General features: G+C 74.2%; 22 protein-coding genes and 1 riboswitch. Of the genes, 15 read left to right on the plus strand and 7 right to left on the minus strand.

Annotated elements, in window-relative coordinates:
- The first annotated feature begins 119 nt into the window (after window positions 1–119).
- From IQ279_RS05300 to IQ279_RS05320, 5 genes are all read left to right on the plus strand, one after another.
- Entirely contained in the window at window positions 120–1,523 is a 1,404-nt protein-coding gene (locus IQ279_RS05300) for a hypothetical protein (protein ID WP_206347094.1), read from the plus strand.
- Window positions 1,520–3,838 (plus strand): polysaccharide pyruvyl transferase family protein, encoded by a 2,319-nt coding sequence (locus IQ279_RS05305; protein ID WP_206347095.1) that lies wholly within the window; start codon window positions 1,520–1,522, stop codon window positions 3,836–3,838. The genes IQ279_RS05300 and IQ279_RS05305 overlap by 4 nt, the downstream gene beginning before the upstream one ends.
- Window positions 3,835–4,905 (plus strand): nucleoside triphosphate pyrophosphohydrolase, encoded by a 1,071-nt coding sequence (locus IQ279_RS05310; RefSeq protein ID WP_206347096.1) that lies wholly within the window; start codon window positions 3,835–3,837, stop codon window positions 4,903–4,905. Before IQ279_RS05305 ends, IQ279_RS05310 begins: the two co-directional genes overlap by 4 nt.
- Window positions 4,906–4,933: 28 nt before the next feature.
- Window positions 4,934–5,296, plus strand: a complete 363-nt coding sequence (locus IQ279_RS05315) for a DUF6479 family protein (protein ID WP_206347097.1) — start codon at window positions 4,934–4,936, stop codon at window positions 5,294–5,296.
- A gap of 128 nt (window positions 5,297–5,424) precedes the next feature.
- Window positions 5,425–6,144, plus strand: a complete 720-nt coding sequence (locus IQ279_RS05320; RefSeq protein WP_206347098.1) for a lysoplasmalogenase family protein — start codon at window positions 5,425–5,427, stop codon at window positions 6,142–6,144.
- Between the two features lie 623 nt (window positions 6,145–6,767).
- Here the strand turns inward: IQ279_RS05320 and IQ279_RS05325 are convergent.
- The 3 genes from IQ279_RS05325 to IQ279_RS28455 form a co-directional block, all read right to left on the minus strand.
- Window positions 6,768–7,175 carry a DUF4190 domain-containing protein gene (locus IQ279_RS05325; RefSeq protein WP_206347099.1) on the minus strand — a complete coding sequence of 136 codons (408 nt, stop codon included), beginning with the start codon at window positions 7,173–7,175 and terminating at the stop codon, window positions 6,768–6,770.
- Between the two features lie 565 nt (window positions 7,176–7,740).
- Window positions 7,741–7,863, minus strand: a complete 123-nt coding sequence (locus tag IQ279_RS28450) for a hypothetical protein (RefSeq protein ID WP_277402493.1) — start codon at window positions 7,861–7,863, stop codon at window positions 7,741–7,743.
- Window positions 7,864–7,868: 5 nt separating this feature from the next.
- On the minus strand, window positions 7,869–7,994 hold the full coding sequence (locus IQ279_RS28455; protein WP_277402494.1) for a hypothetical protein: 126 nt from the start codon (window positions 7,992–7,994) through the stop codon (window positions 7,869–7,871).
- A 299-nt stretch (window positions 7,995–8,293) separates the two neighbouring features.
- Here IQ279_RS28455 and IQ279_RS05330 point away from each other — a divergent pair, with 299 nt between their 5' ends.
- Together IQ279_RS05330 and IQ279_RS05335 are read left to right on the plus strand one after the other, a co-directional pair.
- Complete coding sequence (locus IQ279_RS05330; RefSeq protein WP_206347100.1) at window positions 8,294–10,258, plus strand: M48 family metalloprotease; 1,965 nt, start codon at window positions 8,294–8,296, stop codon at window positions 10,256–10,258.
- A gap of 86 nt (window positions 10,259–10,344) precedes the next feature.
- Window positions 10,345–11,784: an MFS transporter gene (locus IQ279_RS05335; protein ID WP_241027574.1), complete on the plus strand. Its 1,440-nt coding sequence runs from the start codon at window positions 10,345–10,347 to the stop codon at window positions 11,782–11,784.
- A 70-nt stretch (window positions 11,785–11,854) separates the two neighbouring features.
- Here IQ279_RS05335 and IQ279_RS05340 read toward each other — a convergent pair whose 3' ends face one another.
- A complete protein-coding gene (locus IQ279_RS05340) occupies window positions 11,855–12,283 on the minus strand; it encodes a DUF4190 domain-containing protein (protein ID WP_206347102.1) in 429 nt (142 codons plus the stop codon).
- A gap of 146 nt (window positions 12,284–12,429) precedes the next feature.
- On the opposite strand from IQ279_RS05340, the gene IQ279_RS05345 reads away from it, so the two are divergent.
- From IQ279_RS05345 to IQ279_RS05375, 7 genes are all read left to right on the plus strand, one after another.
- The gene (locus tag IQ279_RS05345) at window positions 12,430–13,695 is read left to right on the plus strand and encodes a cytochrome P450 family protein (RefSeq protein WP_206347103.1); all 1,266 of its coding nucleotides are present in this window, start codon (window positions 12,430–12,432) and stop codon (window positions 13,693–13,695) included.
- 195 nt (window positions 13,696–13,890) lie between these two features.
- A complete protein-coding gene (locus IQ279_RS05350; RefSeq protein WP_307792221.1) occupies window positions 13,891–14,874 on the plus strand; it encodes a transglycosylase family protein in 984 nt (327 codons plus the stop codon).
- A 235-nt stretch (window positions 14,875–15,109) separates the two neighbouring features.
- Window positions 15,110–15,280, plus strand: a riboswitch (cyclic di-AMP (ydaO/yuaA leader).
- Between the two features lie 6 nt (window positions 15,281–15,286).
- Entirely contained in the window at window positions 15,287–15,997 is a 711-nt protein-coding gene (locus tag IQ279_RS05355; RefSeq protein WP_206347105.1) for a LysM peptidoglycan-binding domain-containing protein, read from the plus strand.
- 263 nt (window positions 15,998–16,260) lie between these two features.
- A complete protein-coding gene (eno, locus tag IQ279_RS05360) occupies window positions 16,261–17,550 on the plus strand; it encodes a phosphopyruvate hydratase (protein ID WP_206347106.1) in 1,290 nt (429 codons plus the stop codon).
- A gap of 175 nt (window positions 17,551–17,725) precedes the next feature.
- The gene (locus IQ279_RS05365) at window positions 17,726–18,244 is read left to right on the plus strand and encodes an FtsB family cell division protein (protein WP_307792222.1); all 519 of its coding nucleotides are present in this window, start codon (window positions 17,726–17,728) and stop codon (window positions 18,242–18,244) included.
- A gap of 104 nt (window positions 18,245–18,348) precedes the next feature.
- Window positions 18,349–18,906, plus strand: coding sequence for a DUF501 domain-containing protein (locus tag IQ279_RS05370; protein WP_206347107.1), 558 nt, complete (start codon window positions 18,349–18,351; stop codon window positions 18,904–18,906).
- Window positions 18,903–19,892: a Ppx/GppA phosphatase family protein gene (locus IQ279_RS05375; protein ID WP_307792223.1), complete on the plus strand. Its 990-nt coding sequence runs from the start codon at window positions 18,903–18,905 to the stop codon at window positions 19,890–19,892. The genes IQ279_RS05370 and IQ279_RS05375 overlap by 4 nt, the downstream gene beginning before the upstream one ends.
- A 52-nt stretch (window positions 19,893–19,944) precedes the next feature.
- Here IQ279_RS05375 and IQ279_RS05380 read toward each other — a convergent pair whose 3' ends face one another.
- Window positions 19,945–20,403 (minus strand): hypothetical protein, encoded by a 459-nt coding sequence (locus IQ279_RS05380; protein ID WP_206347108.1) that lies wholly within the window; start codon window positions 20,401–20,403, stop codon window positions 19,945–19,947.
- 446 nt (window positions 20,404–20,849) lie between these two features.
- Between IQ279_RS05380 and IQ279_RS05385 the strand changes: the two genes are divergently transcribed.
- Window positions 20,850–22,232, plus strand: a complete 1,383-nt coding sequence (locus IQ279_RS05385; protein ID WP_206347109.1) for an NAD(P)/FAD-dependent oxidoreductase — start codon at window positions 20,850–20,852, stop codon at window positions 22,230–22,232.
- 423 nt (window positions 22,233–22,655) lie between these two features.
- Here the strand turns inward: IQ279_RS05385 and IQ279_RS05390 are convergent, their stop codons facing one another.
- Window positions 22,656–25,190 carry an ABC transporter permease gene (locus tag IQ279_RS05390; RefSeq protein WP_206347110.1) on the minus strand — a complete coding sequence of 845 codons (2,535 nt, stop codon included), beginning with the start codon at window positions 25,188–25,190 and terminating at the stop codon, window positions 22,656–22,658.
- 71 nt (window positions 25,191–25,261) lie between these two features.
- Window positions 25,262–26,053: an ABC transporter ATP-binding protein gene (locus tag IQ279_RS05395; RefSeq protein ID WP_206347111.1), complete on the minus strand. Its 792-nt coding sequence runs from the start codon at window positions 26,051–26,053 to the stop codon at window positions 25,262–25,264.
- Window positions 26,054–26,151 lie beyond the last annotated feature (98 nt).

Below are 26,151 nucleotides of genomic sequence, written 5' to 3' on the forward strand. Positions count from 1 at the left end.
GACCCGCCGGTCCCCGCCGAAGGTTCCGTCGCTGTTCACCCGGAAGCCGACGCGGCGTCACACACGCCGCGCGGCGGTCGGGCACTGTTCGGCCTCCCGCCGCCGAACAGTGGAGAGACATGAGGACGAAGAGGCCCGGGGCCGCGCCGCGGGCGTGGCCGGGGATCCCTCGCCTGCGGCCGGGCGCCGCGCGCGAGGCCGAGGCGCGCACCGCGATCACCGGATGCGTCCGCGCCTGTGCGGACCGACTCACCGAACTCACCGGGCTGTCCGCCGGGTCCGGCGGACGGCCGGACCCGGGGCGCACCCGTCTGGTCGCCGCGTTCGCCGCCCTGATCGCCGCGCACACCGCCCGCACCGGGACCACCGGGAGCTCCTCCGGCCCGGCCGCGGACAGGGCCGGCAAGGAAGCCTTCGACACCCTGCTGCGCGCCGGTGACGCGGCGCTCGACGCGGCATCCGACGCGGCGGACGCCCGCGACCTCCGGCTCGCCCTCCTCCTGTCCGACACCGCTCTGACCGTCCGCCGCAACTCCAGGGCCGCCTGGCTGCTGCGCGCCCGCGCCCTGGAGGGACTGGGACGCCGTGCCGAGGCCGCCGGGGCGTACGAGCGCCACCTCGCCCTGTCCGAGCCGGGCCCGGGCGCCCGTGCCGCCGCCGCCCACCTGGTCACGCTCACCGAGCGGCAGAAGTGCCTGACCGACGCCCTGCGGCTGTTCCCCGCCGACGACTGCCCCGAGGCCCGCGCCTTCGCCGGGGCTGCCGGAGGCGACCTGCCGGCGTCCGAGGTCCGCGCCGCCTTCACCGCCTACATGGACCACCGGCTGCGCGAGCGCGGCGCGGCCGACCCCGCCGTACGGGACCTCGCCGCGCTGTACGCCGCGTACTGCCGGCTGGACGGGCGGGACCGGATGCCCGACCCGCTCCTCGGCGGCGGCAGCGCCGGCAGCGGTCCGGGCGGGGCCGGCGACGGGGAGCCGCTCGCGGTCGGCGACCTGCGCAACGCCGTGGCGGGCCGGACGGTGTGCCTGGTGGCGAACAGCCCCCGGCTCGCCGACCACGTGCCGGACGCCGGGATCGACGCCTACGACCTCGTCGTCCGCTGCGACGCCTTCCCCCTGGACGTACCTGGAGCGGGGGAGCGCACCGACATCCACGCCCTCTCCCACCGCACCACTGCGCGCCTGGACCACCGGGTCGGCATCCGGCTGGTGTTCGGCGACCCGGCCGACGAGTGGCTGAGCGCGGTACGGCGGCTGGTCCCCGGCGCGCAGCGCCGCGTCGGCGACGCCTCGCTCCGCCACCCGGTGACCGATCCGTCGCTGATCGGCGAGAGCGCCGCGGGATCCGGCCCGACCACCGCCTTCACGGTGCTGCGGCTGCTGGACTTCCTGGACGTCTGCCCGGTCGTCGACCTGATCGGCTTCGGCCTGCCGGGCCCCGGCCGGCTCCGCCCCGCCGAACGAGCCTGGGCGGAGGCCCGGGCCGAGGACAGCACACGGACGAGGATCTCCCTGCGATGACCGCCTCCCCCACCGCCGGCACCGAAGCCGCCGAAGCCGCCGACGCCACCGCCGCCCTGACCGGCAGGCGCCGTATCGCCTTCGCCTGCCACGCCGACGAGGACACCCTCCCCGGCCTGCTGACCCTGCTGCGCAGCCTGGCGCTGACCAACCCCCGCGTCTGCGAGGACTTCCTCCTACTCCACCCCGGACTGCCCGAATCCGCCCTGGACGCCGCCCGGCGCCTGCACCCCCGGATCACCGCCCGCGGAACACGGCTCGGACGGTGGGAGGCACTACGGGCGCACGAGTACGACACCGTGATCGTGCTGGGCCCTGACATGGTGGTGCTGGACGACATCGGCCCCCTCCTGCGGCTGCGCCACGGCGTGGGCGCGGCCTTGCAGCTCCCCATGCCCTCCGGCGAGCCCCGCGTCCAGGCGGACGAGGGCCTGCTGGTCCTCCAGAGGGAACGGCTCGACGACTCCACCCGCGCCCTGCTGGCCGGCGACGGCGTACCCGGATGCGTGGTGCCCCTCGACGACCGCCACGACCTGCCCGTCCGGCGCCTGCACGGCGGCCTGCCCGTGCCCGGGGGCACGGTGGTCCTGCGGTTCGGCGGTGCGGAGGACCCGGGCGCCGGGGACGGGGAGGAGTACGCCCCCGCGATACGCGCCCGCGCCCGCTACGAGATGGCCGACGACGACTTCCGCACCGCCTACTGCTCCCTGCCCGGCCCCAAGCACCCGGCCCTCCTCGCGCACCTCGCCCGCCCCCTGCTGGAGCGCGGAGCCACCGTCGACCTGGCCCGCGCCCTCGCACTCGTCCACACCGAGGAGGGCCGCTACCGCGAGGCCGTCGAGGTGCTGCTGTCGGTCACCCCCCGGGCCGACCAGCCGCGCTTCCACGAGACGCTGGGCAGCGCGCTGATGGCCGAGTCCCGCCACGCCGAGGCCGAGACCCATCTGCTGCTGGCCACCGCCTCGCCCGCGGTCGCGCCGAAGGCGTTCAGCCGGCTCGCGCGGCTGGCGTGGCTGCGCGGCGACGACGACGCGGCCCGCGCGTACGCCCGCGAAGGGCTCGACGCCGAACCCGTCAACCGCACCTGCCGCGACCTGGCCCTGCTGCCCGGCGAGCCCGCGCCCGACGTCCCCGGCGACGGGCAGCTCGCGCATGTGGCGCTGTTCGCCTCCGGCCAGGAGAACGCCGGCGACAAGGTGCTCCCCGAGGCCGTACGACTGTGCTTCGGCGCCGACACCGGGCCGCGCCGCTGGCTGCCGGTTCCGGTGCACCGCCTCTTCGACGAGGTGGCCCTGGAGCGCGTGAACGCCCGCCGCGCCCTGGTCGTCGGCGGCGGCGGGCTCTTCCTCCCCGACACCTGGCCCAACGGCAACAGCGCCTGGCAGTGGAACGTCCCCGACGCGATGCTGGAGCGGATCACCGTGCCGCTGGCGGTCCTCGCGGTCGGCTACAACGTCTTCGACGGCCAGGAGTACCGCCGAACCCGGTTCACCGAGAGCCTGCGGGCCCTGGTGGAGAGATCGGCGTTCTTCGGCCTGCGCAACCACGGCTCGGTCGAACGCGTCCGGGCGCTGCTGCCCCCCTCCCTGCGGGAGAAGGTGCGCTACCAGCCGTGCCCCACCACCGTGCTGCGCAGGCTCTCGCCCGGCTGGACCGACCCCGTGCGGCGCGACGACACCGTGCTGGTCAACTGCGCGTACGACCGCGCGGGCCTGCGCTTCGGCCACGACTACGGCCACTTCCTGGCCGAGATGGCCGCCGCGGTGCGCGAGCTGGGCAGGCGCGCGGAGGTGCGGTACGCGCCCCACACGCCCGCCGACGAGCGGTTCGTGCACGACCTGCGCCGGGAGCACGGCATCGCGCTGCCAGTCGAGCCGCTCTACGACCTGCCCAACGCCGAGATCTACGAGCGCTTCCGCCGCACCCGCCTGGTCGTCGGGATGCGCGGGCACGCCGGGATGATCCCCTTCGGCTGCGGCACCCCGGTCCTCAGCCTGATCTCGCACCCCAAGCTGGCGTACTTCCTGGCCGACATCGACCGCCCCGGGTGGGGGCTGTCCGTGCACGACCGGGACCTGGGCGCGAAGCTCGCCGAGCGGGCCGCGGCCCTGTTGGGCGACCACGACGCGGCGGTGGCCGACGTCCTGGGGCGGCAGCGGCTGCTGTGGGAGACCACCCGCGCCAACCTCGCCGAGCTGGAACGGTGCCTGGGCGTCCCGGTGGAGGCCGCCCGCCTCACCGGCCCCGGCGCACTGACCCCGGCGCACCGGTCCCCGTACGGGGACCGGCCCCCATCGGTTACGTTCGGGGCGTGAACCTCTCCAGTCCCGCGCCGGCCCCCGCCACCGGCCGCATCGTCCTGCTCACCACCAGCCACCGCGTCGCGCCCGGACTGCTGTCCTGGCCCGCCTGGCAGGCCCTGCGCACGGCCGATCGCGTCCTGTGCCCGGACCCCGGCCACCCGCAGCTCCCGTACGTCCGGGACGCGGGCGTCGAGGTGGAGACCGCCCGGCCCACCGCCCGCGAACTGGTGGACGCCTGCACGGGCGCGGACGGCGGCGACGGCGCTCCGGCGGCGGGAGGCGGGCGGACGGTGGTGGTCCTCGCCGGAGCCGAGGGCGAACCGGAGCTGACCGACGGGCTGGCCCGCATGGCCGGATCCGGCCGCGAGGCGATGCCGGAGCTGGAGCTGCTGCCCGGCTCCTACGATCTGCCCGGCGCCCGCCTGCTGGACCTGGTGCAGGTGATGGACCGCATCCGCGCCGAGTGCCCCTGGAGCGGCACCCGCACCGGCGAGGACCTGGTCAAGTACGGCGTCGAGGAGATGTACGAGCTGGTCGAGGCCATCGAGGAGGGCGACCGAGAGGCCCTGCGCGAGGAGCTGGGCGACGTGCTGCTCCAGGTGGTCTTCCACGCCCGCATCGCCCAGGACGACCCCGACGAGTCGTTCTCCGTCGACGACGTGGCCGCCACGATCGTGGAGAAGCTGGTCCACCGCCACCCCCACGTCTTCGGCGACGAGACCGCCGAGACGCCCGAGGAGGTCAAGGCGCACTGGCTGCGCACCAAGGCGGTCGAGAAGCGGCGCGAGTCGGTCACCGAGGGCATCCCACTGGGCCAGCCCGCCCTCGCCCTGGCCGCGAAGCTGGCGGGCCGGGCCCGCGCCGCGGGCGTCGACGCCCTCCCGGCCGGCGAGGGCGCAGGCTACGAACTGCTGGCCCTGGCCGCCCGGGCCGAGGCCGAGGGCACCGACCCCGAGACGGCCCTGCGGGCGGCGGCCCGCACCTACCGGGACGCCATACGGGCGGCCGAGAGCGCGCTTGGGGCGGGCACGGCGGCTCCTGGAGCCGGGGACCGGCAGGAGCCGCCCCGGGCCGAGTGACCGGGCCGCACGGGGGTACCCGAAGGCCATGAACGGCATCTACGCAGCGGATCACATCCCACTGGCCGCTTCCGATCTGACGATCGGCATCGGCCCCCTGATCGCGGGAATCGTGGTGGCGGGCCTGCTGGTCCTGGCCGTGGTGTACGGGCTGCGGATCCTCAACCGCGGCGACGAGGGGATCTCCACCCCGACCGAGTGCCCGGACGAGCCGATCGTCTACGAGGACGGCGTCCGGGACGACGAGGCGCTGCCCCGCGACGGCAGGCGCCGGCTCCCCTACGAGCTCCAGGAGCACGAGGACACCCATCCCGTCGATCTCGACAAGCGCCCCACCTGGAGTCCCGGCAGCAGCGGCGGCTTCGGCTCCGGCGGTCCCGGTCACACCTGATCCTCCGGCCGCGCCGGGCCGCGACTGATCGCGCCGGACCGTACCGGGCCGTTTCCGGCCACATCCGACTGCTTCCGGCCGGGCCGGGCCGTTGAAGCGCGCCGCCGGGGCCGCCAGACTGTGCCCCCATGACGATCTTCGCGACGGCTCTGGAGCGCGGCGCGCGCCGCACCCGCCGGGCGGCGGCCCGGCTCACCCGCCCCGACGGGCACGGCAGGGGCGCACTGGTCGCCTTCGGCGCGCTCGCGGCGGCCGACCTGCTGGCCACCGCCCGCCGCCCGCGCGGCGCCGCCCGCGCCGGCAAGCCGCTGCTGATGCCGGCGCTGGCCGCCCACGCGCTGCGCCGCCGCGAGACGGCGGACACCCCCGCCCCGAAGACCCTGCTGGCGGGACTGGCCTGCGCCGCGGCCGGCGACACCGCCCTCCTCGCCGACGAGTACGAACCCGCCTTCCTCCTGGGCATGGCCGCCTTCCTGGGCACCCAGGTCAGCTACACGGCCGGCTACGTGCGCCAGGGCGCGCTGAAGGGCCTGCGCCGCCGCCCCTGGATCGCGGCGGCCGGCCTGGCCGGCTGGGCCGCGGCCAACGCCGCCATCGCCCCGGGTCTGGAGAAGCGGCTGCGCCTGCCGGTGGCGGGCTACAGCCTCGCCCTGACGGCCATGGCCGTCACCGCCCTGGGCACCGGCGCCCGCGCCGGCACGGGCGCGCTGGCCTTCCTCGGCTCGGACCTGCTCATCGGCCTCCAGGCCGCCGGGCACGTCTTCCCCGGCCAGGAGGTCGCGATCATGGCGGGCTACCTCTTCGGCCAGTACCTGATCACCACCGGCTGGCCCGTCACGCCGGTGTGACACGCGCGGCTCATGCCGCACCGGGCGAGGGGAGGGCCGCTCCCCACGCCCGGTAGGGCCGACGGCCCGTGTACCGACCGCACCGAGACGGCCCGGGCAGCACCGTCCCTGTCCTCGGAACCCTGCCCGGTCCTCGTCGCCAAGGTCTTTCGGGCCCACACCCCGTCCGGGGCGGTCAACCGCCCCGCCACGCACGGCGCGCATCCTCCAGTGGGGCACCGGGCAGTGGTCCTGCGCGGCGCTCGTGGTCCTCCACCACCTCCCGCGCCCTCAGCAGCGCGGACCGGTGTTCCGCCGCGGTGTCCGCGGAGCCGGGGAGACCACGGGCTCCGGTACGGTCATCGATTCCCCCGGTCGCCGAGCGCCGCGTGGCGGCCGCCGCGTGGCGACCGGTTTCTTCGCCGTCCCTCGGCGGATCCGGGACCGTCCGGCGGAACCGTCAGCGGTCATGAACCCATTACGCCACACACGGTCGGGAGGGAGTTCAGCTTCTCGGCTTCCGCGCACCGGGGAGCGCGGGAGATGCCGTTGTGCGCTCCGTTCCGGCGTGCCCGAGGTCTTCGCCGGCCCGTGGGCCGGCGAAGACCTCGGGGTGCACACGGCGTGCCGCGCACGCTTCCGGCTCAGCGCCGCTCCAGCTCGTCGCGGAAGTCCCGCTCGCACTGCTGCTCCTCGGCCGCGCTGTCGGCGTTCCGCAGGCACTCGTCCAGGTTGCCGAACTCCTCGGAGTTCAGGAAGGAGACCCCGGCGGCGATGACGGCGACGGACGCCACCAGCGCGATGGCGCCCGTGATCGCGCCGATCAGGGCCATCGCGCCGTTGGTCGCCTCGCCCCTCCTGACGCGGCGGTGGCCGACGACGCCCAGCACGATGGCCGCGATGCCCAGCAGCACACCGCCGATGAGGGTCCAGAACAGCAGCAGTCCGGCCACGCCGACCACGAGGGCGGCGATGCCCAGCCCGTTGCGGGGCGGCCGCCCGGCCGGCCCCGGGGCGCCGGGGTGGCCCTGCGGAGAGGAGTACGAAGCCACTGCGAGTCCTTTCGGTCGGGTGAGTCGGGTGAGTCGGGTGAGTCGGGTGAGGGGAGGGGAGGGGAGCGCGTCACCCCGCCGCGGGTTTCCGGCGGCTTTGCCCGGAGGGGCGCCGGTGTGGGAACCCGCTCTCCCGCACACATACGGGGAACTGTCAGCAGCCCTGTGCGCGAAGCGTGTTGGCCGGACAACCGGCTTCCCTCCGGCCACCGCCGCAAACGGGCTCCCGGCCGGGACGGCCGGGAGCGCCACGGGGTCAGTCCGCGATCCGGACCCCTTGCAGGGCGGCGAGCACGACGAGGCCGGCCCATGTCGCTCCCCGTACCCACCCAGGCCTTTCCGCCGCCGGCGGGTCCGGCGGCGAGGAGCGTGAGGGTCAGCGAGACGCCGAAGGCGGAGCCCAGGGCGTCGCGGACCCCTCGCCACCCGTCCGCGCCGCCCGCCGCATGCGATGCGAGCAGGGCGGAGGACCAGGCGGCGAGGAGGGCGCCGGTGATGACCGCGAGCCACCGCACGACGCCGGTGCCCGGCTCCCCCTCCTCCCGCAGCTCCCTCTCCCCTCCGGTCACCGCCTGCCCCTGAAGACCAGGATCAGCACCACCGTGATCACGGTGAGGGCCAGCATGAGGACGCCCATGGACGGCACGTCCGTGGGCGGCCGGTACTTGCTGATCGCATAGTGCGGCACGGGCTTCACCTCCTTCCGCCCGTGGCGACGTACAGGACGACCGCGAGCGAGGCGAGGAAGACCGCCAGGACGATCCACTCGTAGCCCCGGGGCACATGGAGCGCCCCCGAGGTGATCGCGTGCAGTGGCATCCCGGCCTCCCGTCCTCCGCTCGGCGCTGGTGGACGGAGTGCCCGCACAGCCGGTGCGCAGGGGGCTGTTTCAGGACATTCCCGCGTGGTGGTGACACGCCGCGGGCGGGTGCGGGCGGGCGCCGGGTGCGCAGGTGGCCGGGGCCCTGCCCGGCGAGCACGGCCTGGGGGCTCGCGCCGCCGATGGCGCACTTCCGACTCGCGCCGCGCCGCCGGTGGGAACGATGACGGCGAGGGCCGCGCGACGCGGTGCCGTGCGGGGGAGGGGGCGGACGGGGATGCGGATGACGCCGGGGGGCTTGGCGCGGACCGCGCTGGCCCTCGTTCTGGTGGGGGGCTTCCACGTGGTGTCGTGGGCGCTGGTGCTGGGCTACGCGGTTCTGGCGGCCTTCGTGCTGTGGATACTTCTGGTCGACGGCATGCGTATGACCACACCCGCGCCGCTGTACGCGGTCGCCTTCGGCCTGCCGGCCGTGCTGGCGGTGCTGCGCGGGATGTTCTCCGGCGGGCACGCCCCGGCCGCCCGCGGGGGCCGGGCGGTCACCCGGCGGCAGGCCCCGCGGCTGTGGGAGACGGTCACCGGCCTGGCGCGTGCGGTCGGCGCGCCCGAACCGACCGAGATCCGGCTGACGCTGGAGGCCAACGCCTCCGTCGGCGAGGACACCCGTTTCGGCGCGGGAGTGGCCGCCCGGCGCATGGAGATCGGCGTACCGCTGCTGGCGGGGCTGAGCGAGGACGAGCTGCGGGCGGTCCTCTGCCACGAGCTGGGCCACTACGCGCGCCGGCACACCCGGTTCGCGGCCACCGCCCACCGGGGCTCGGCCGCCCTGCGCACGGCGCGCGACGGCATCACCGAGGCGGCGGGGGGCAACGTCCTGGTGGCGTCCTACACGGGTTACCAGCGCTGGGTGCTGGGGGTGTACGCGTGGCTGTTCGACGCCGTCACCTTCGTCGTGCGGCGGCGGCAGGAGTTCCAGGCGGACGCGGCCGCGGCGGCCGTCGTGGGGCGGGAGGCCACGGCTTCCGCCCTGACCGCCGTCCACGCCGTCGGCGCGGCCTGGGCCGACTACCGGGCCCGGTTGCTGGACCCCATGGCCGGGCGCGGGCTGACCCCCGACGACCCGCTGCGCCCCTTCGCCGGGATGCTGGCCGATCCCGAGTACGCCGAGGCGCTTGAGCAGTGGCGGCGCAGGATGCCGGAGCCGCCCCGCTCCCGGCTGGACTCCCATCCGCCGCTGAGCCGCCGCCTGGCCGCCCTCGCCCGCGACGAGGGCGCCGCCGGCGCGCCGCCCGCCCCGAGGACGGGTGCGGCTGCGGACGCCGCGTACCTCCGGCTTCCCGAGGGGGTGTGGGGTTCCCTGCTGCGTCCGCTCCTGCCGCCGTCGGGGCCGCGCAGGCTGGGACAGCCGTGGCGGGAGTGGCTGGACGACGCCGCCGAGGCGCAGATGGTCCAGGCCGTCGAGGACCTGCGCGAGCCCCTGGCCCGGCTCCGCGGGCCGGACGTGCCGCCGGAGCCCGCCGTGGACACCGTACTGGGACTGCTGGAGGACGGGCGCGGTGCCGAGCTGGCCGAGTCGCTGCACGAGGCGGGCTGGGGCGTGGACCAGTGGGGCCTGCCGGGATCGCCCGCGCAGGCGCTGGAGATCCTGGTGGGCCAGGGGCTCGCGGGCGCCGGGCGGGCTGGGTGGAGCCTGCGCTGGACGGAGCCCGGCGTCCTGGTCGTCCACGACGACGAGGCCCGGGAGACGGTGGAGCTGGCGCGGACGGCGGCGGCCGATCCCGGGGCCGTGCCCCTGCTGCGCACCCGTCTCGTCCTGTGCGGCGTCAACACCGCGGCCCCGCTGGACCGCACCGGCCCGATGGCCCGTCCGCCCGGCCCCGCCACCGGTACCGGTTCCGGAGCCGGGGCCGCCACCGAGAAGTCCGGCAGGCTGAACGGCAAGCCGGGAATGCTGGTGGCCGCGGTGGCGGTCCTGGCGGTGTTCACCTGGAACCTGCTCACCGGGGACGACGTGACACAGCGGCCCTCCATACCGGGCACACCGGTCGCCCCCCTCCCCTCGCGTCCCTCTTCGCCCCTGCCGTATCCGTCGGCCCCCGCGCCCCTTCCGACCGGCCCGACGGCGGAGTGCGGGCCCGGGGAGATCCGCCTGGCGGGCGGCTGCGTACCGTTCGGCGACCTCGTCGCCACACCGGGGCCCGTCGCCACCCCGCTTCCGGCCGTCACGCCGGCCCCCGGCGCCGCGCTCCGGTCGCCGCGGTGAGCGGGCCGGAGCGGGTGGGCCGCCGAAGGACGCATACCCGGCGGCCGTGGCCGGGCGGCCGGTGGCGGCTCCTTAGCATGGGTGCCATGGACAAGCGTCCGGCCGAGGCCGAGAAACCCCAGGCGACACCGGCGCCCGGCCCGGTCAGGGCACCGTGGCTGATCGTGCTCGCCGCGTGCGCGGGCCAGTTCCTCGTCGTCCTCGACGTCTCCGTCGTCAACGTGGCGCTGCCGTCCATGCGGGCCGGGCTGGGGATGGACGCCGAGCAGCTCCAGTGGGTGGTCAACACCTACACGCTGACCTTCGCCGGGTTCATGCTGCTCGGCGGGCGGGCCGGCGATCTCTTCGGGCGCAAGCGCGTGTTCCTGGCCGGACTCGGCCTGTTCACCGCCGCCAGCCTCGCCGGCGGCCTCGCGCAGGAGCCCTGGCAGCTGCTGGCCGCGCGGGCCGTGCAGGGGACGGGCGCCGCCGTCCTCGCTCCGTCCACCCTGACTTTGCTGACCACCTCCGTCCCGGAGGGGCCGGCCCGCGCCCGGGCCATCGGCACCTGGACGGCGGTGGGCGCCGGGGGCGGCGCGGCGGGCGGGTTCGTCGGCGGTGTGCTCACCGACGCGCTGTCCTGGCGCTGGGTGCTGCTGGTCAACGTGCCCATCGGCGTGCTCGTGCTGCTCGCGGTGGCCCTCCGGTTGTCGACGGACCATCCGGCCGGCGGCGCCCGGCGCCTCGACGTGCCCGGCGCGGTGCTGGTCACCGGCGGTCTCGGCGCGGTGGCGTACGGCATCGTGCAGACGGAGGCGGCCGGCTGGACGGAGCCGGTCACGCTCGTGCCCCTGCTGGGCGGGCTGGCGCTGCTGGGGGTGTTCGTCGCGGTGGAGTCCCGGGCCGGGGCGCCGCTGATGCCGCTGCGCCTGTTCCGGCTGCCGTCGGTGTCGGCGGCCAACGCCGCGATGTTCGTCTGCGGCGCGGCGCTGGTCTCCTCCTGGTACTTCATGTCGCTGTACATGCAGAACGTGCTGCTCTACACGCCCCTCCAGGCGGGGCTGGGGTTCCTGCCGCACTCGCTCAGCGTCGTCGCCGGGTCCAAGCTCGCGCCCCGGCTGATGCACTGGGCCGGGGCCCGGAACACCGCGCTGACGGGCGTGGCGCTGGCGGCGTGCGGCTTCCTGTGGTTCAGCTCGGTCATGGCCGCCGACGGCGGATACGCGGCCACCGTGATGGGGCCCGGGGTGACGACGATGCTCGGCACCGGGCTGCTGGCCACCCCGCTGGCCTCCCTGGCCACCTCCGGCGCCCCGCACCGGGACGCGGGCGTGGTCTCGGCGATGGTGAACACCTCCCGCACCATGGGCGGCTCCCTGGGCCTGGCGGTGCTCTCCACCGTCGCCGCCTCCCGGATCACCGGTGAGACCCCGGAAACCCTCGCCCCCGGCTACGCCCTGGCCTACCGCACCGGTGCGGTGGTCCTGGGGTGCTGTCTGCTGCTGGTCGCGCTGACACTGCCGGGGGAGGGCCGCCGGACCCGGTGAGGCGGAGGTGCGGCGGAGGGGGCGCGGAGTCACGGACCCGCCGGCGGGCGGGCGCGGGCCGCGCACGCCCTCACCAGTACCGGTCGCGCAGGTCGTCCACGCACTCCTGGCTCTCGGCGGAGGTGTCGGCGTTCCGCATGCAGTCGCGGAAGTCGTCGACCTCGTCGGAGTTGAGGAAGGCCACCGCGGCGGCGATGACGGCGGTGGAGAGGGCCAGCCCGATGAAGCCCGTGATCGCGCCGATCAGGGCCATCCACCCGTTGGTCGCCTCGCCCCGCTTGACGCGGCGGTAGCCGACGACGCCGAACACGACCGCCAGCACCCCCAGGACCACGCCGAGGAGGGCGGTCCAGAACATCACCAGGGCGATCAGGCCGAGCACGAGGGCGGCGACGCCCATCCCGTCGCGGGGCCGTACCGGGGGCTCCGGGAGCGGCTCGGGCGCCGGCTCCCCGTAGTGGCCCCAGTCCTGCGGAGGAGGGTAGGAGTGCGAGGGCACTATGTCCTCCTTTCGGAGGTTTCGCGGTATCCGTCCTTCCGCCGTACCCGTCCGCCGGGCCGCCATGCCGCCGCGGGCCCGGCCCGGCGGGCGGGCTGCCCGGACCCCCCGGCCGGGCGTGCGCGGGCCGCGTTAGCGTCGGAGGCGTGGACCACGAGAACGCCGGCGCCGACCGCACCCCGCCCCCGCCCGAGCTGTTCTCGCACGAGTTCGCCACCGACCCCTACCCCGCGTACGCGTGGCTGCGCGAGCACTCGCCCGTGCACCGCACCGCGCTGCCCAGCGGCGTGGAGGCGTGGCTGGTGACGCGGTACGCGGACGCGCGCGAGACGCTGGCCGACCCGCGGCTGAGCAAGAACCCCGCCCACCACAGCGAGGCCGCGCACGGCAAGGGGAAGGTGGGGATCCCGGGCGAGCGCAGCGCCAACCTGATGACGCACCTGCTCAACATCGACCCGCCCGACCACACCCGGCTGCGGCGACTGGTCTCCAAGGCGTTCACCCCGCGTCGGGTGGCGGCCTTCGAACCGCGGGTGCGGGAGCTGGCCGACCGGCTCGTCGACGGCTTCGCGGAGCGCGGGAGCGCCGACCTCATCCACGAGTTCGCGTTCCCGCTGCCGATCTACGCCATCTGCGACATGCTCGGCGTCCCGGCCGAGGACCAGGACGACTTCCGCGACTGGGCGGGCATGATGCTGCGTCACGGCGGCGGTCCGCGCGGCGGGGTGGGCCGGGCGGTGAAGCGGATGCGCGCGTACCTGGCCGACCTGATCCACCGCAAGCGCGGCGACCTGGGCGACGACCTGATCTCCGGTCTGATCCGGGCGAGCGACCACGGCGAGCACCTGACGGAGGACGAGGCCGCGGCGATGGCGTTCATCCTGCTGTTCGCCGGTTTCGAGACCACCGTCAACCTCATCGGCAACGGCACCTACGCGCTGCTGCGCCACCCGGAGCAGCGGCGGCGGCTTCAGGACGCGCTGGCGGCGGGCGACACCGGGCTGCTGCGGACGGCGGTGGAGGAACTGCTGCGCTACGACGGGCCGGTGGAGCTGGCCACCTGGCGGTTCGCCACCGAGCCGCTGGAGATCGGCGGGCAGCGGATCGGCGCGGGCGACCCGGTGCTGGTGGTGCTGGCCGCCGCCGACCGCGACCCGGCGCGGTTCGCCGATCCGGACACCCTGGACCTCACACGCGGTGACAATCCCCACCTCGGGTACGGCCACGGCATCCACTACTGCCTGGGAGCGCCGCTGGCGCGGCTGGAGGGACAGATCGCTCTCGCTGCCCTGCTGGAACGCCTCCCCGACCTGCGGCTCGCGGCGGAACCGGCCGATCTGCGATGGCGGGGCGGTCTCATCATGCGCGGACTGCGCGAACTGCCGGTGGAGTTCGAGCCGGTGCGCGGGTGACGCACAGTCATACATGTGATCTGTGCGTGATCTGCGAGACATTGACTTGTGATGATCGGCCCGGTGGCGCTACGTTCAGCCGTCAACCGCGCAACCCTGTCATCTGTCCACGCACGAGAGGCCCCACACATGCTTTCCGGGAACGGTAGACACCGCCGCCCCCGCCAGGCTCCCGCCATCTTCGTCACGGCCGGAGTGACCGGTGCGGGATTCGCCATCCCCCTGCTCGGGGCGGGGGGCGCGCAGGCGGCGGACCTCGACACCTGGGACCGGGTCGCGCAGTGCGAGAGCGGCGGCCTGTGGAGCGCCGACACCGGCAACGGCTACTACGGCGGCCTTCAGCTCACCCAGGAGATCTGGGAGCGGTACGGCGGTACGGCGTACGCCGAGCGCCCCGACCTCGCCAGCCGCAGCCAGCAGATCGCGGTGGCCGAGAAGATCCTCGCCGACCGGGGTCCGGAGGCCTGGCCCTCCTGCGGCGTCAACGCCGGACTGCGCCACGACACCACCGGCGAGGCCCCGGCCATCGACCCGGACAACCTCCTGCCGGAGGACGACGCGCGCGACGGCGGGAGCGGAAAGGGCGGGGGCCTCCTGGACGGCATCCTGCCGGGCGGCGACGAGGCGCAGGAGGAGTCCCCGGCCGACGGCGGGGGAGAACCCGGATCCGGCGGCAGTGCGAAGGACGGCGCCGCCGAGGACACCGCCGAGGACACCGCCGAGGACACCGCCGGGGACGGTGACCGCGACGAGCGGAAGGCGTCGGAGGGCGACGACGCCGGAGACGGCGGGGCCGAGGACGGTGGCGTTAAGGACACCGGCGCCGGGGAGGGCACCGGAAAGCACCGCGGCGAGCGCGACCCGCGCGAACTGGAACTGGAACGGGGCGCGGAGAGCCGGGCGCCGGAGGGCCGGGAGGCCGCCGGTGACGAGCGGTCCGGGGAGACCGCCGACCGCTCCGCCCGTGCCGAGCGTCCCGCGCTGGCGGGTACCGTGAGCGGTCTGGGCGCCCGCGGGAGGGACGAGAGCTACCTGGTGCGTCCCGGCGACTCGCTTGTGACGATCGCACAGGAGCAGAACGTCCCGGGCGGCTGGAGCGGGCTGTACGAGAGCAACGAGGACGTCGTGGGCGAGGATCCGGACCTGATCCTGCCGGGACAGGAGCTCACTCTCGGATGAGTGCGGACGGCCCTGCGGGATGACCCTCCCGGGCGACTGCGGCGTGTCGTTCCTGTCCGGCCTAACGCTCCTCACCTGACCTGCGGGTTCCAGCCGTGCGGGCGTCAGAAAGGGTGAATTGCCGATTTCTGACATGCTTTGAGACACATGCCCCGGTGTGCTTACCGTCATCTCGCTCGCACCGCGAGTGCCACCGACCGCAGCGCCGAATCCTGCCGGCGGCCGGTGGGCAGTCGTCGCGTCAGCGCCGAGGGCAGGAGCGGGGGAACCAGGTAGGCGCCGCTCCGGACCGCACGGTCCGGAGCGGCTTGGGGTGAAGTCGCCCGGGGTTCCGCGCCCCGGACGGCCGGGCTTGCTCACTGCCCGAACCCGACAGCTCACCTCGCAGGCGTCGGTGAGATAAGGGACGTCCATGCTGTTCACCGGCAAGGGGCACGACAGTCGCACCGCCAGGGCCGTCCGCGCGGCCGCGCTGACGGGCGCCGCGGGTGCCGCCATCGCCGTTCCGGTGGCGGGCGCGCCGGGCGCCTCGGCCGCGTCCGTCGACACCTGGGAGCGGGTGGCCCAGTGCGAGTCCGGCGGCGACTGGTCCATCAACACCGGCAACGGCTACTACGGCGGTCTGCAGTTCTCCCAGTCCAGCTGGGAGGCCGCCGGCGGCACCCGGTACGCGCCGCGCGCCGATCTGGCCACCAGGGAGCAGCAGATCGCCGTGGCCGAGCGACTGCTGGCCATGCAGGGCCCGCGCGCCTGGGCCTGCGCCGGGAAGGGCGGCCTCACCGCCGGCGGCCCCGCGGCCGAGGTGGACCCGGACGGCGGCCGCTCCGGCGCCGGGCGGGGGCACTCCGGGTCCCAGTCCCAGAAGCAGTCGCAGTCGCAGTCCCAGTCCCAGAAGCAGTCGCAGTCGCAGTCCCAGGAGCAGGTCCGGCCGCAGGGCGCCTCCGAGCGGGCCGACGGCCGCCAGGGCGGCGCCGAGTCCGGCTACACGGTCAAGTCCGGCGACACCCTGCGCGCCATCGCGGCCGCCCACGGCACCACCTGGCAGCAGATCCACCAGGACAACACCGACGTCATCGGCGACGACCCCAACCTGATCTTCCCCGGCCAGCAGCTCCGGGTCTGATCCCCTGCTGTGCCCGCCCCGGCGCCACTTCCGTCACCCGGCGGCGCCACCCCGGTGCGGTGTGTCACCTCCTTTCGCGGAGGGCGCGCCGCACCGGGTTTATTCAATTTGGAAACAAAATGCTCCCGCCCTCTCTGAGCTGCGATTTCACCCGTCGTTCCGCCGTATGGCACGGGCTGTCGGCGAGGTGGCGTGCGCGGGCCGGATAGGCTCAGGGCACTGAGACCCGACACACATGCCCGACACACACGAAGGAGACCCTCGTGCCGTCCATCGACGTCGTAGTGGCCCGCGAGATCCTCGACTCGCGAGGCAACCCCACGGTCGAGGTCGAGGTCGGCCTCGACGACGGCAGCACCGGCCGTGCGGCCGTTCCGTCCGGCGCCTCCACCGGCGCCTTCGAGGCCCTGGAACTGCGTGACGGGGACAAGGGCCGCTATGGCGGCAAGGGCGTCGAGAAGGCCGTCCTCGCCGTCATCGAGCAGATCGGCCCGGAGCTGGTCGGCTACGACGCCACCGAGCAGCGCCTGATCGACCAGGCGATGTTCGACCTGGACGCCACCCCGGACAAGTCCTCCCTCGGCGCCAACGCCATCCTCGGCGTCTCGCTGGCCGTCGCCCACGCCGCCTCCGAGGCGTCCGACCTGCCGCTGTTCCGCTACCTCGGCGGACCGAACGCGCACCTGCTGCCGGTGCCGATGATGAACATCCTCAACGGCGGCTCGCACGCCGACTCCAACGTGGACATCCAGGAGTTCATGATCGCGCCGATCGGCGCCGAGTCCTTCTCCGAGGCCCTGCGCTGGGGCACCGAGGTCTACCACACCCTCAAGAAGGTGCTGAAGGAGCGCGGCCTGTCCACCGGCCTGGGCGACGAGGGCGGCTTCGCCCCGAACCTCGGCTCCAACCGCGAGGCGCTCGACCTCATCCTGGAGGCGGTCAAGCAGGCCGGCTACACCCCCGGCCAGGACATCGCCCTCGCCCTGGACGTGGCCGCCTCCGAGTTCCACAAGGACGGAAAGTACGTCTTCGAGGGCCAGGAGCGCACCGCCTCCCAGATGACCGACTACTACGCCGAGCTGGTCGAGGCGTACCCGCTGGTCTCCATCGAGGACCCGCTGTTCGAGGACGACTGGGACGGCTGGAAGACCATCACCGAGCGCCTGGGCGACAAGGTCCAGCTCGTCGGTGACGACCTGTTCGTCACCAACCCCGAGCGCCTGGCCCGCGGCATCGAGGAGAGCGCCGCCAACGCCCTGCTGGTCAAGGTCAACCAGATCGGCTCCCTGACCGAGACGCTGGACGCCGTCGAGCTGGCCCAGCGCAACGGCTTCAAGTGCATGATGTCCCACCGTTCCGGCGAGACCGAGGACGTCACCATCGCCGACCTGGCCGTCGCCACCAACTGCGGCCAGATCAAGACCGGCGCCCCGGCCCGCTCCGAGCGCGTCGCCAAGTACAACCAGCTGCTGCGCATCGAGGAGATCCTCGACGACGCCGCGGTGTACGCCGGGCGCTCGGCGTTCCCGCGGTTCCGTTCCGCGGACCGATGAGCGCAGCCGCTCCGCGGAGTGGTAGGCGCGACCCGCCTCCGCGGAGCGGCGGGCACGGCCGCCGGAGCGGCCCCGCCGCCGTCCCGTACGGTGGCGGGGACGCGGCGGCATACGGCGACGGCACCGGGACGACGGCGCGACGGCACGGCGACGACAGGGCAGCAGGGGAGGCGGGGTGGCCGCGGAACGGGACAGGTTCTCCACCGCGACCAGGCTCAGGGCACTGGGCGCACAGGCGGCCGAGCGCGTCTACCGCGCCCAGAACCGCCGGATGCGCGCCCCCCGGCGCAGCCGGCTGACCGGCCGCGCCGCACTGCTCGTCATGGTCCTGTGCTCGCTCGTCGTCGCCCTGGCCTACCCCATGCGGCAGTACGTCTCGCAGCGCGCGGAGATCGAGGAGGAGCGGCGCCTGGTCGAGGAACTGCGCGGCCGGGTCGAGGAGAAACGCGATCTGAAGGCCCGCTGGAAGGACCCGGCCTACGTCGAGCGGATGATCCGCGAGCACCTGCTCTACGTGCGCCCCGGCGAGACCGGCTACGTCCTTCCGCGCGGCACGGCCGACCGCACCGGTGGAAGCGCCTCCCGTTCCCGCCGCACCGCCGAGCCCGGTCCCGGCGAACAGGCCTGGTACCGGCACCTGTGGGACGGCGTGGACGCGGCGGACGCCTCTGGCGCCGGGAGAAAGCGCCCCTGAGCCCCGGAACGGCCCGGACACGCTCCTCCGCCCCCCGCCGGAACCCGATTCGTCCCGCCGGGCCCCCGCACCCGGCCCCGACACCCCTGAGGCATCCTGGCCACATGGAAACGCCCCCGCCCCGTACCGAGCCCACCGCGCCGACCGAAGCCGACGTCGAGGCATTCCAGCAGCAGCTCGGCCGCCCGCCGCGCGGTCTGCGCGCCATCGCGCACCGCTGCCCCTGCGGGCAGCCCGACGTGGTGGAGACCGCGCCGCGGCTGGAGGACGGCACGCCCTTCCCGACCACGTACTACCTCACCTGCCCGCGCGCGGCCTCCGCGATCGGCACGCTGGAGGCCGAGGGCGTGATGAAGGAGATGACCGAGCGGCTGCGCACCGATCCGGAGCTGGCCGCCGCGTACCGCCGGGCGCACGAGGACTACATCGCGCGCCGCGATGCCGTCGAGGTGCTGGAGGGCTTCCCCAGCGCGGGCGGGATGCCCGACCGCGTCAAGTGCCTGCACGTCCTGGTCGCCCACTCGCTGGCCGCGGGTCCGGGCGTCAACCCGCTGGGCGACGAGGCGATCGCCATGCTCCCGGAGTGGTGGCGCAAGGGACCGTGTGTGAGCACGGCCGGGAACGCCGGGGACACCGGGAACGCGGGGGAGGAAACGCAGTGACGAACGCGGTGAACGGTACGGTGAGCGGCACGGCGGTCAGGGTCGCCGCCATCGACTGCGGCACCAACTCCATCCGCCTGCTCGTCGCCGACATCGACCCGGCCACCGGCGAACTGACCGACCTCGACCGCCGGATGACCATCGTCCGCCTCGGCCAGGGAGTGGACCGCACCGGGCGGCTGGCCCCCGAGGCCCTGGAGCGCACCTTCGCCGCCTGCCGCGAGTACGCCGAGGTGATCCGAGCACACGGCGTCACCCCGGGGCGCACCCGCTTCGTCGCCACCTCCGCCTCGCGCGACGCCGAGAACCGGGACGACTTCGTGCGCGGCGTCGTGGACATCCTGGGCGTCGAGCCCGAGGTGATCACCGGCGCCCAGGAGGCCGAGTTCTCCTTCACCGGCGCGACCAGGGAGCTGGCGGGCGCGCCGCACCTGGCGGGGCCTTACCTGGTGGTGGACATCGGCGGCGGCTCCACGGAGTTCGTGGTGGGCGACGACGGGGTGCGGGCCGCCCGCAGCGTGGACGTCGGCTGCGTCCGGCTGACCGAGCGCCATCTGCTGCGCGACGGCGCGATCACCGATCCGCCCACACGGGCGCAGATCGCCGCGATGAGGACGGACGCCGAGGCCGCGCTGGACCTGGTGGAGGAGACCGTTCCGCTGGCCGAGGCGCGGACGCTGGTGGGGCTGGCCGGCTCGGTCACCACCGTCGCCGCCGTCGCGCTGGAGCTGTCCGAGTACGACCCGTCCGCCATCCACCACTCACGGATCGGCGCCGAGAAGGTCGCGGAGGTCACCGCGCGCCTGCTGGCCGCCACCCACGACGAGCGCGCCGCCATCCCCGTGATGCACCCGGGCCGGGTGGACGTGATCGGCGCGGGCGCCCTGGTCCTGCAGGCGGTCATGGAGCGCACCGGGGCCCGGGAGGTCGTGGTCAGCGAACACGACATCCTCGACGGCATCGCCCACTCCCGCGCCGCGCGCTGACCCGGCGCCGGACCCACGGCGCCGCGGCGCCGGGCCGCTGACGGGCCGGCGCTCACGTCCTGCGCGGGAGCGGCCTGTACGGGACCAGGCCCTCGCCCGGCACGGCCCGGAGTGCCGCCTGCCAGACCAACGGCGGGCACTCCCCGCCGTTGGGCGTGCTCCGCCTCAGGGTGACCTCCGTCCGGTCGTCGAGCAGGGTGTGCCCGTCGGGGGCGGTGGCGGTGAAGCGCACCGGCACGGTCGCGGGCCCGATGTCGTCGTCCAGGTGCACGGAGAGCATCCCGAAGGGGTCCCGCGCGGTCGCCTCCCGCTCCGTGCAGTCGTCCCGTACGCACAGCCTGACGGTGGTGCCGCTCCCGCCCCTGCCCCCGGCCGCGTCCGCGGCCAGGTCGGCGGGCTCCCAGTCCACCCGGACTCCGGACTCGGCGCCGACGAGTGTGCATATCCGGCCCTCGCCCGGCGCGGCGCACCCCGCGGCCAGCAGGATCGGCAGCAGTGCGAGACGGCGCATCAGGTCCCCTCCCCGTCGGTGGAAACACCATGTCAGAGGCACGGGGCCGGCGGTACCGGTCGTTCCCGCGCACCCCCGTGAAGGCGTGGTCGGGGCGTCGCGGAAGACCCCGCCGGGAAAGTTCGTGAAGTTCTTCACAAGGAAAAGCACGTCGACAGGCGATATTACCTGCCGGTAGTGGCGATTCAGGGTCCCCGCGGCCCGGAATGGATGGTTCCGGTGATGCCGGAGCGCCGGGCCCCTCTGCCGCGGCGGCCGCGCCGATCGGCTCTTCTGGGGCGCGATTGCGCAGCTCGCAGCGGGTGTTGAACGTTCTGTGAGGTGATCCGGTTCCCGGTCGCGGGTGTGGTTCCGGTCACGGGTCGGCGGAGTGTAGCAGAAGAGGACGAGGTGCTTGTGAAGGCCCTCACGAGGGGTCCCCCGAACGGCAGGGGATACTCGAAGGCATGAGCACCACGGAGCGTCCGCGAATCCTCGTAGTGGGTGGCGGGTACGTCGGTCTGTACGCAGCGCGCCGCATCCTGAAGAAGATGCGGTACGGCGAGGCGACCGTCACCGTCGTCGACCCGCGCTCGTACATGACGTACCAGCCCTTCCTGCCGGAGGCAGCAGCCGGGTCCATCTCCCCGCGCCACGTCGTCGTCCCGCTGCGGCGCGTGCTCCCCGGGGCGGAGGTCCTCACCGGCCGCGTCACCACCATCGACCAGGACCGCAAGGTCGCCGTGGTCTCGCCGCTGGTCGGCGAGTCCTACGAACTGCCCTTCGACTACCTGGTCGTCGCGCTCGGCGCGGTCTCCCGCACCTTCCCGATCCCCGGCCTGGCCGAGAACGGCATCGGCATGAAGGGCGTGGAGGAGGCCATCGGCCTGCGCAACCACGTCCTGGAGCAGCTGGACAAGGCCGACTCCACGAACGACGAGGCCGTCCGGCGCCGGGCGCTGACCTTCGTCTTCGTCGGCGGCGGCTTCGCCGGGGCCGAGACCATCGGCGAGGTCGAGGACATGGCGCGCGACGCGGCCAAGTACTACAACAACGTCCGCCGCGAGGACATGCGCTTCGTCCTCGTCGACGCCGCGGACAAGATCCTCCCCGAGGTCGGTCCCGAACTCGGCAAGTGGGGTCTGGAGCACCTCCAGAAGCGCGGCGTGGAGGTCTACCTGTCCACGTCCATGGAGTCCTGCGTCGACGGCCACGTGGTGCTCAAGAACGGCCTCGAGGTGGACTCCGACACCATCGTGTGGACCGCCGGCGTCAAGCCGAACCCGGCGCTGGCCCGCTACGGCCTGCCGCTGGGCCCGCGCGGCCACGTGGATACCGGGGCGACGCTTCAGGTCAAGGGCTCCGACTACATCTGGGCCGCGGGCGACAACGCCCAGGTGCCGGACCTCGTCGGCCGCGACGCGGGCAACGAGAACGCCTGGTGCCCGCCGAACGCCCAGCACGCGCTGCGCCAGGCCAAGGTGCTCGGCGACAACGTGATCTCGGGCATGCGGGGCTTCCCGCAGAGCGAGTACCGCCACGCCAACAAGGGCGCGGTGGCCGGCCTCGGCCTCCACAAGGGCGTCGCGATGATCGCCCTGGGCAAGCGGGTCAAGCTGAAGCTCAAGGGCCGTCTGGCCTGGTACATGCACCGCGGCTACCACGGCCTGGCGGTACCGACCTGGAACCGCAAGATCCGGGTCTTCGCGGACTGGACGCTCGCGATGTTCCTCAAGCGCGAGGTCGTCTCCCTCGGCGCCGTGGAGAACCCGCGCGAGGAGTTCTACGAGGCCGCGGCCCCGGTCTCGGCCGCCGTACGGGATTCCCGGCCCAAGGCCAAGGCCTCCTGACCGCACGGTCCCCCGACCGGGCACCGGCGCACGCGGCACGCACCGCAGGGGCGCCCGCCCCTCCCGCACAGGGAGGGGCGGGCGCCCCTCGGCGTTCTGGGCCCGGCGTCCTCGCGCGGGGCGCGCGCCCGGTACACCGGAACACTCACCGCCCGCCCGCCCGTACGCACACACCGGCGCACGGCGGTACCCGTACGAGCCGGCTCCCGGACGGCGCACGCTCACCGGGTCACCTCAGGGCCCGGTGAACCGGCCGCCGGAATCCGGTGAAGCCGCCGCGCCCGGCACCGGAACCCATGTGGCCCACGCGGGCCCGGCCCGCGAGCGCGAGAGCCCGCGCAGGCGTAAGGGTCCGGACCGCCGAGCGGTCCGGACCCCGTGGCCGGGGTGCCGGGCGCGGTGCGCGCCGCGCCCGGCACCGCGTCATTCGGTCTTGATGGCCTCCAGCATGTTCAGCCTCGCCGCCCGCCGCGCCGGCCACAGCGCGGCCAGCACGCCCACCAGCGCGGCCAGCGCCAGGAAGACGCCCATCCGCTCCCAGGGCAGCACCAGTTCGTAGGTGGGTATCAAGGAGGCGATCAGCTCTCCGGCCGCCCAGCCGAAGAAGACGCCCAGGCCGACGCCGAGCACCCCGCCGAACAGGGAGATCACCAGCGACTCCAGCCGGACCATCCGCTTGGTGCCGCGCCGGTCCAGGCCGATCGCCCGCAGCATCCCGATCTCCTGCGACCGCTCGAAGACCGACATGGCCAGGGTGTTGACCACCCCGAGCACCGCGACGACCACGGCCATGGCCAGCAGCCCGTAGAGCATGTTCAGCATCAGTGTGATCATCTGGGCGATGGACTCCGAGACGTCCTCCTCGTCCTGCACGAGAACAGCCGGGTTGTTGCCGAGGGCGTCCGCCAGAGCGGACTTCGCCGACTCGCTCGCGCCGCCCTCGGTGGCCACCAGTACCTGCATGCTGGTGACCTTCTCCAGATGCGGGTCCAGGGCGGCGGTGTCGAGCATGACGCCGGTCATCATCTCGTTGTCCCGGTACACGCCCCCGACGGTCAGCTCACCGCGTTCGCCGTCCTCGTGGACCACCTCGAAGGTCGAGCCGGTCCTCCAGCCGCGCTCCTTCGCGGTGGCGGTGTCCACGATGACGCTCTCGCCGCCCAGGCCCGCGAACGAACCCTCGGTGAAGTCGAGTTCGACCAGCTCACCGAAGCCCTCGCCGTCGACGCCCGTGAGGACTTCGTACTCATCGCCGATGCGGGAGAGGGAACTGCGCATCGGACTGAGGGCCGTGACCTCGTCCTGCTCGGCCAGCGTCCGCTCGACCTCCGGCGACAGTGGCCTGTAGTTGGCCATCGAGACCACGTAGTCGGCCTTGAGCGCCTCCGTGGCCATCTTGTCGACGCCCTTCTGGACGCTGCTCGCTATCACGGTCAGACCGGTGATCAGCGTGAGGCCGATCATCAGCGCCGCGGCGGTGGCGGCGGTGCGGCGCGGGTTGCGCACGGCGTTCAGGCGCGCCAGCTTGCCCGACACCCCGGCCGTGCGCATCACGGGCGAGGTCAGTGCGATCACCGGACGCGACAGCAGAGGCGTCAGCACGAACACGCCGATCACCAGCAGCCCGGCGCCCGCGCCCATCGGGATCTTGCCGTCGTCCATGCCGGTGGCGGCCAGCACCAGCACGGCCCCCGCACCGGCCAGGACCGCGCCGATGGTGTTGCGCACGACCAGACCGCGGACGGTGGAGGGCGCGTGCACACTGCCCATCGCGGCGACCGGCGGAACCTTCGCGGCGCGACGGGCGGGCAGCCAGGCCGCGACCACGGTGACCTTGATGCCGACGACCAGCGAGGCGATGACCGCGGCCGGGGGGACGATCAGCGGGCCGTCCGGCACGGTGAGACCGAGGGAGCCCATCAGCGAACGCAGCCCGGCGCCGATCCCGATGCCCGCCAGCAGGCCGATCCCCGCGGCGATCGCGCCGACGACCACGGCTTCCACCAGCACCGAGCGGGTCACCTGGCGGCGGCTCGCGCCGACCGCGCGCAGCAGCGCCAGCTCCTTGGTGCGCTGGGCGACCAGCATGGTGAAGGTGTTGGCGATGATGAAGACACCGACGAAGAGGGAGATTCCGGCGAACACCAGCAGTCCGGTGCGCATGCCCTCCATCTCCGCCTCGATCATCCTCGCCTGGTCGTCGGCGAGCGACTGCCCGGTGACGGCCTCGGCCTGCTCGGGCAGGACCTTCTCGACGCTCTTCCTCAACTCCCCCTGGTCCACGCCTTCGGAGGCGGTCAGCACGACCTCGCTGTACAGGCCGGGCTGGGAGAACAGCTCCTGGGCGGTGGCGGTGTCGAACAGCACCAGGGTGCCGCCGGCGGCGACGTTGCCGTCGTCGGTGTCGAAGACGCCGGTGACCTTCTCCTCACGGACCGGGCCGCTGACGGACAGCCGCACGGTGTCGCCGACTCCGTAGCCGGTGCGCCCGGCGGTCGCGGAGTCCAGCGCGATCTCACCGGCACGCTGCGGAGCCCGGCCCTCGCGCAGGTCGTAGCGCGGGTCCTCGCCCGATCCGTCCGGGCCGGTGTCGTAGTTGCCGCCCTGGGTCGACCAGCCCTCGCCGACCAGCTTGCCGTCCTTGCCGGCGAGGGCGGCGAAGCCGGAGACGGCTCCGGTGGCGTGCTCGACGCCAGGCAGCTCCCGTGTCCGCTCCAGCAGTTCGCGGGGAAGGTCCGAGGGGCCGCCGGGGTCGGCCTCGTCGCTGGAGAAGTCGGGGCGGACGACCACGTCGACGGCCTCGAAGCCCTTGGCGGAGCTTCTCGCGAAGGCATCGGAGAGGGTGGCGGTGAAGACCAGGGTGCCGGCGACGAACGCCACGCCGAGCATGACGGCGAGCGTGGTCATCAGCAGTCTGGCCTTGTGCGCGAGCACGTTGCGCAGGGCGGTACGGAACATGGGGGCTCGTGATCCTGGAGATAGGTGTGGAGGCGCGGCGGGTCGGGGTGTCGGGGCCGGAACCCGGCCGGTCAGCTGGTGCGGCCCCGGGCGTCGAACGCCTTCATGCGGTCCAGCACGCCCTCGGCGGTGGGATCGGCCATGTCGTCGACGATCCGGCCGTCGGCGAGGAAGACGACCCGGTCCGCGTACGAGGCGGCCACCGGGTCGTGGGTCACCATGACCACCGTCCGGCCCAGCTCCCGCACCGAGTTGCGCAGGAAGCCGAGCACCTCGGCACCGGCGCGCGAGTCGAGGTTGCCGGTCGGCTCGTCGCCGAAGATGATCTCCGGCCGGGCGGCCAGGGCGCGGGCGACCGCCACGCGCTGCTGCTGGCCGCCGGAGAGCTGGTTGGGGCGGTGCCCCAGCCGGCCCGCCAGGCCGACCGTCTCCACCACCTTCTCCAGCCACTCCCGGTCCGGTTTGCGGCCGGCGATGTCCATCGGCAGCGTGATGTTCTCCAGCGCCGTCAGGGTGGGCAGCAGATTGAACGCCTGGAAGATGAAACCGATCTTGTCCCGGCGCAGCCGGGTCAGCCTCTTGTCCTTCAGGGAGGACAGCTCGGTCTCACCGATCCAGGCCGAGCCGGAGGAGAACGAGTCCAGACCGGCCATGCAGTGCATCAGCGTCGACTTGCCCGAACCCGACGGGCCCATGATCGCGGTGAACTGACCCCGCCGGAAGTCCACGGTGACGGAGTCGAGTGCCACCACCTTCGTCTCACCCTGGCCGTAGACCTTGCTCAGGTCCACGGCGCGGGCGGCCGCGGCGCCGGCGGCGGCGGAGGGCGCGGAGAGAGTGTCGGACGGGGTGCTGGTGGTCACGGGAGGGGGCTCCTGTCACAGCGGCTTGACGGGGACCCCTCCATCGTCCGTGCGAAACCGGCCACCGGCGTCCACCCCCGAACCGGTCTCGGAGGGAG

Source organism: Streptomyces verrucosisporus (assembly GCF_017114865.1).
GTDB lineage: Bacteria > Actinomycetota > Actinomycetes > Streptomycetales > Streptomycetaceae > Streptomyces > Streptomyces fenghuangensis.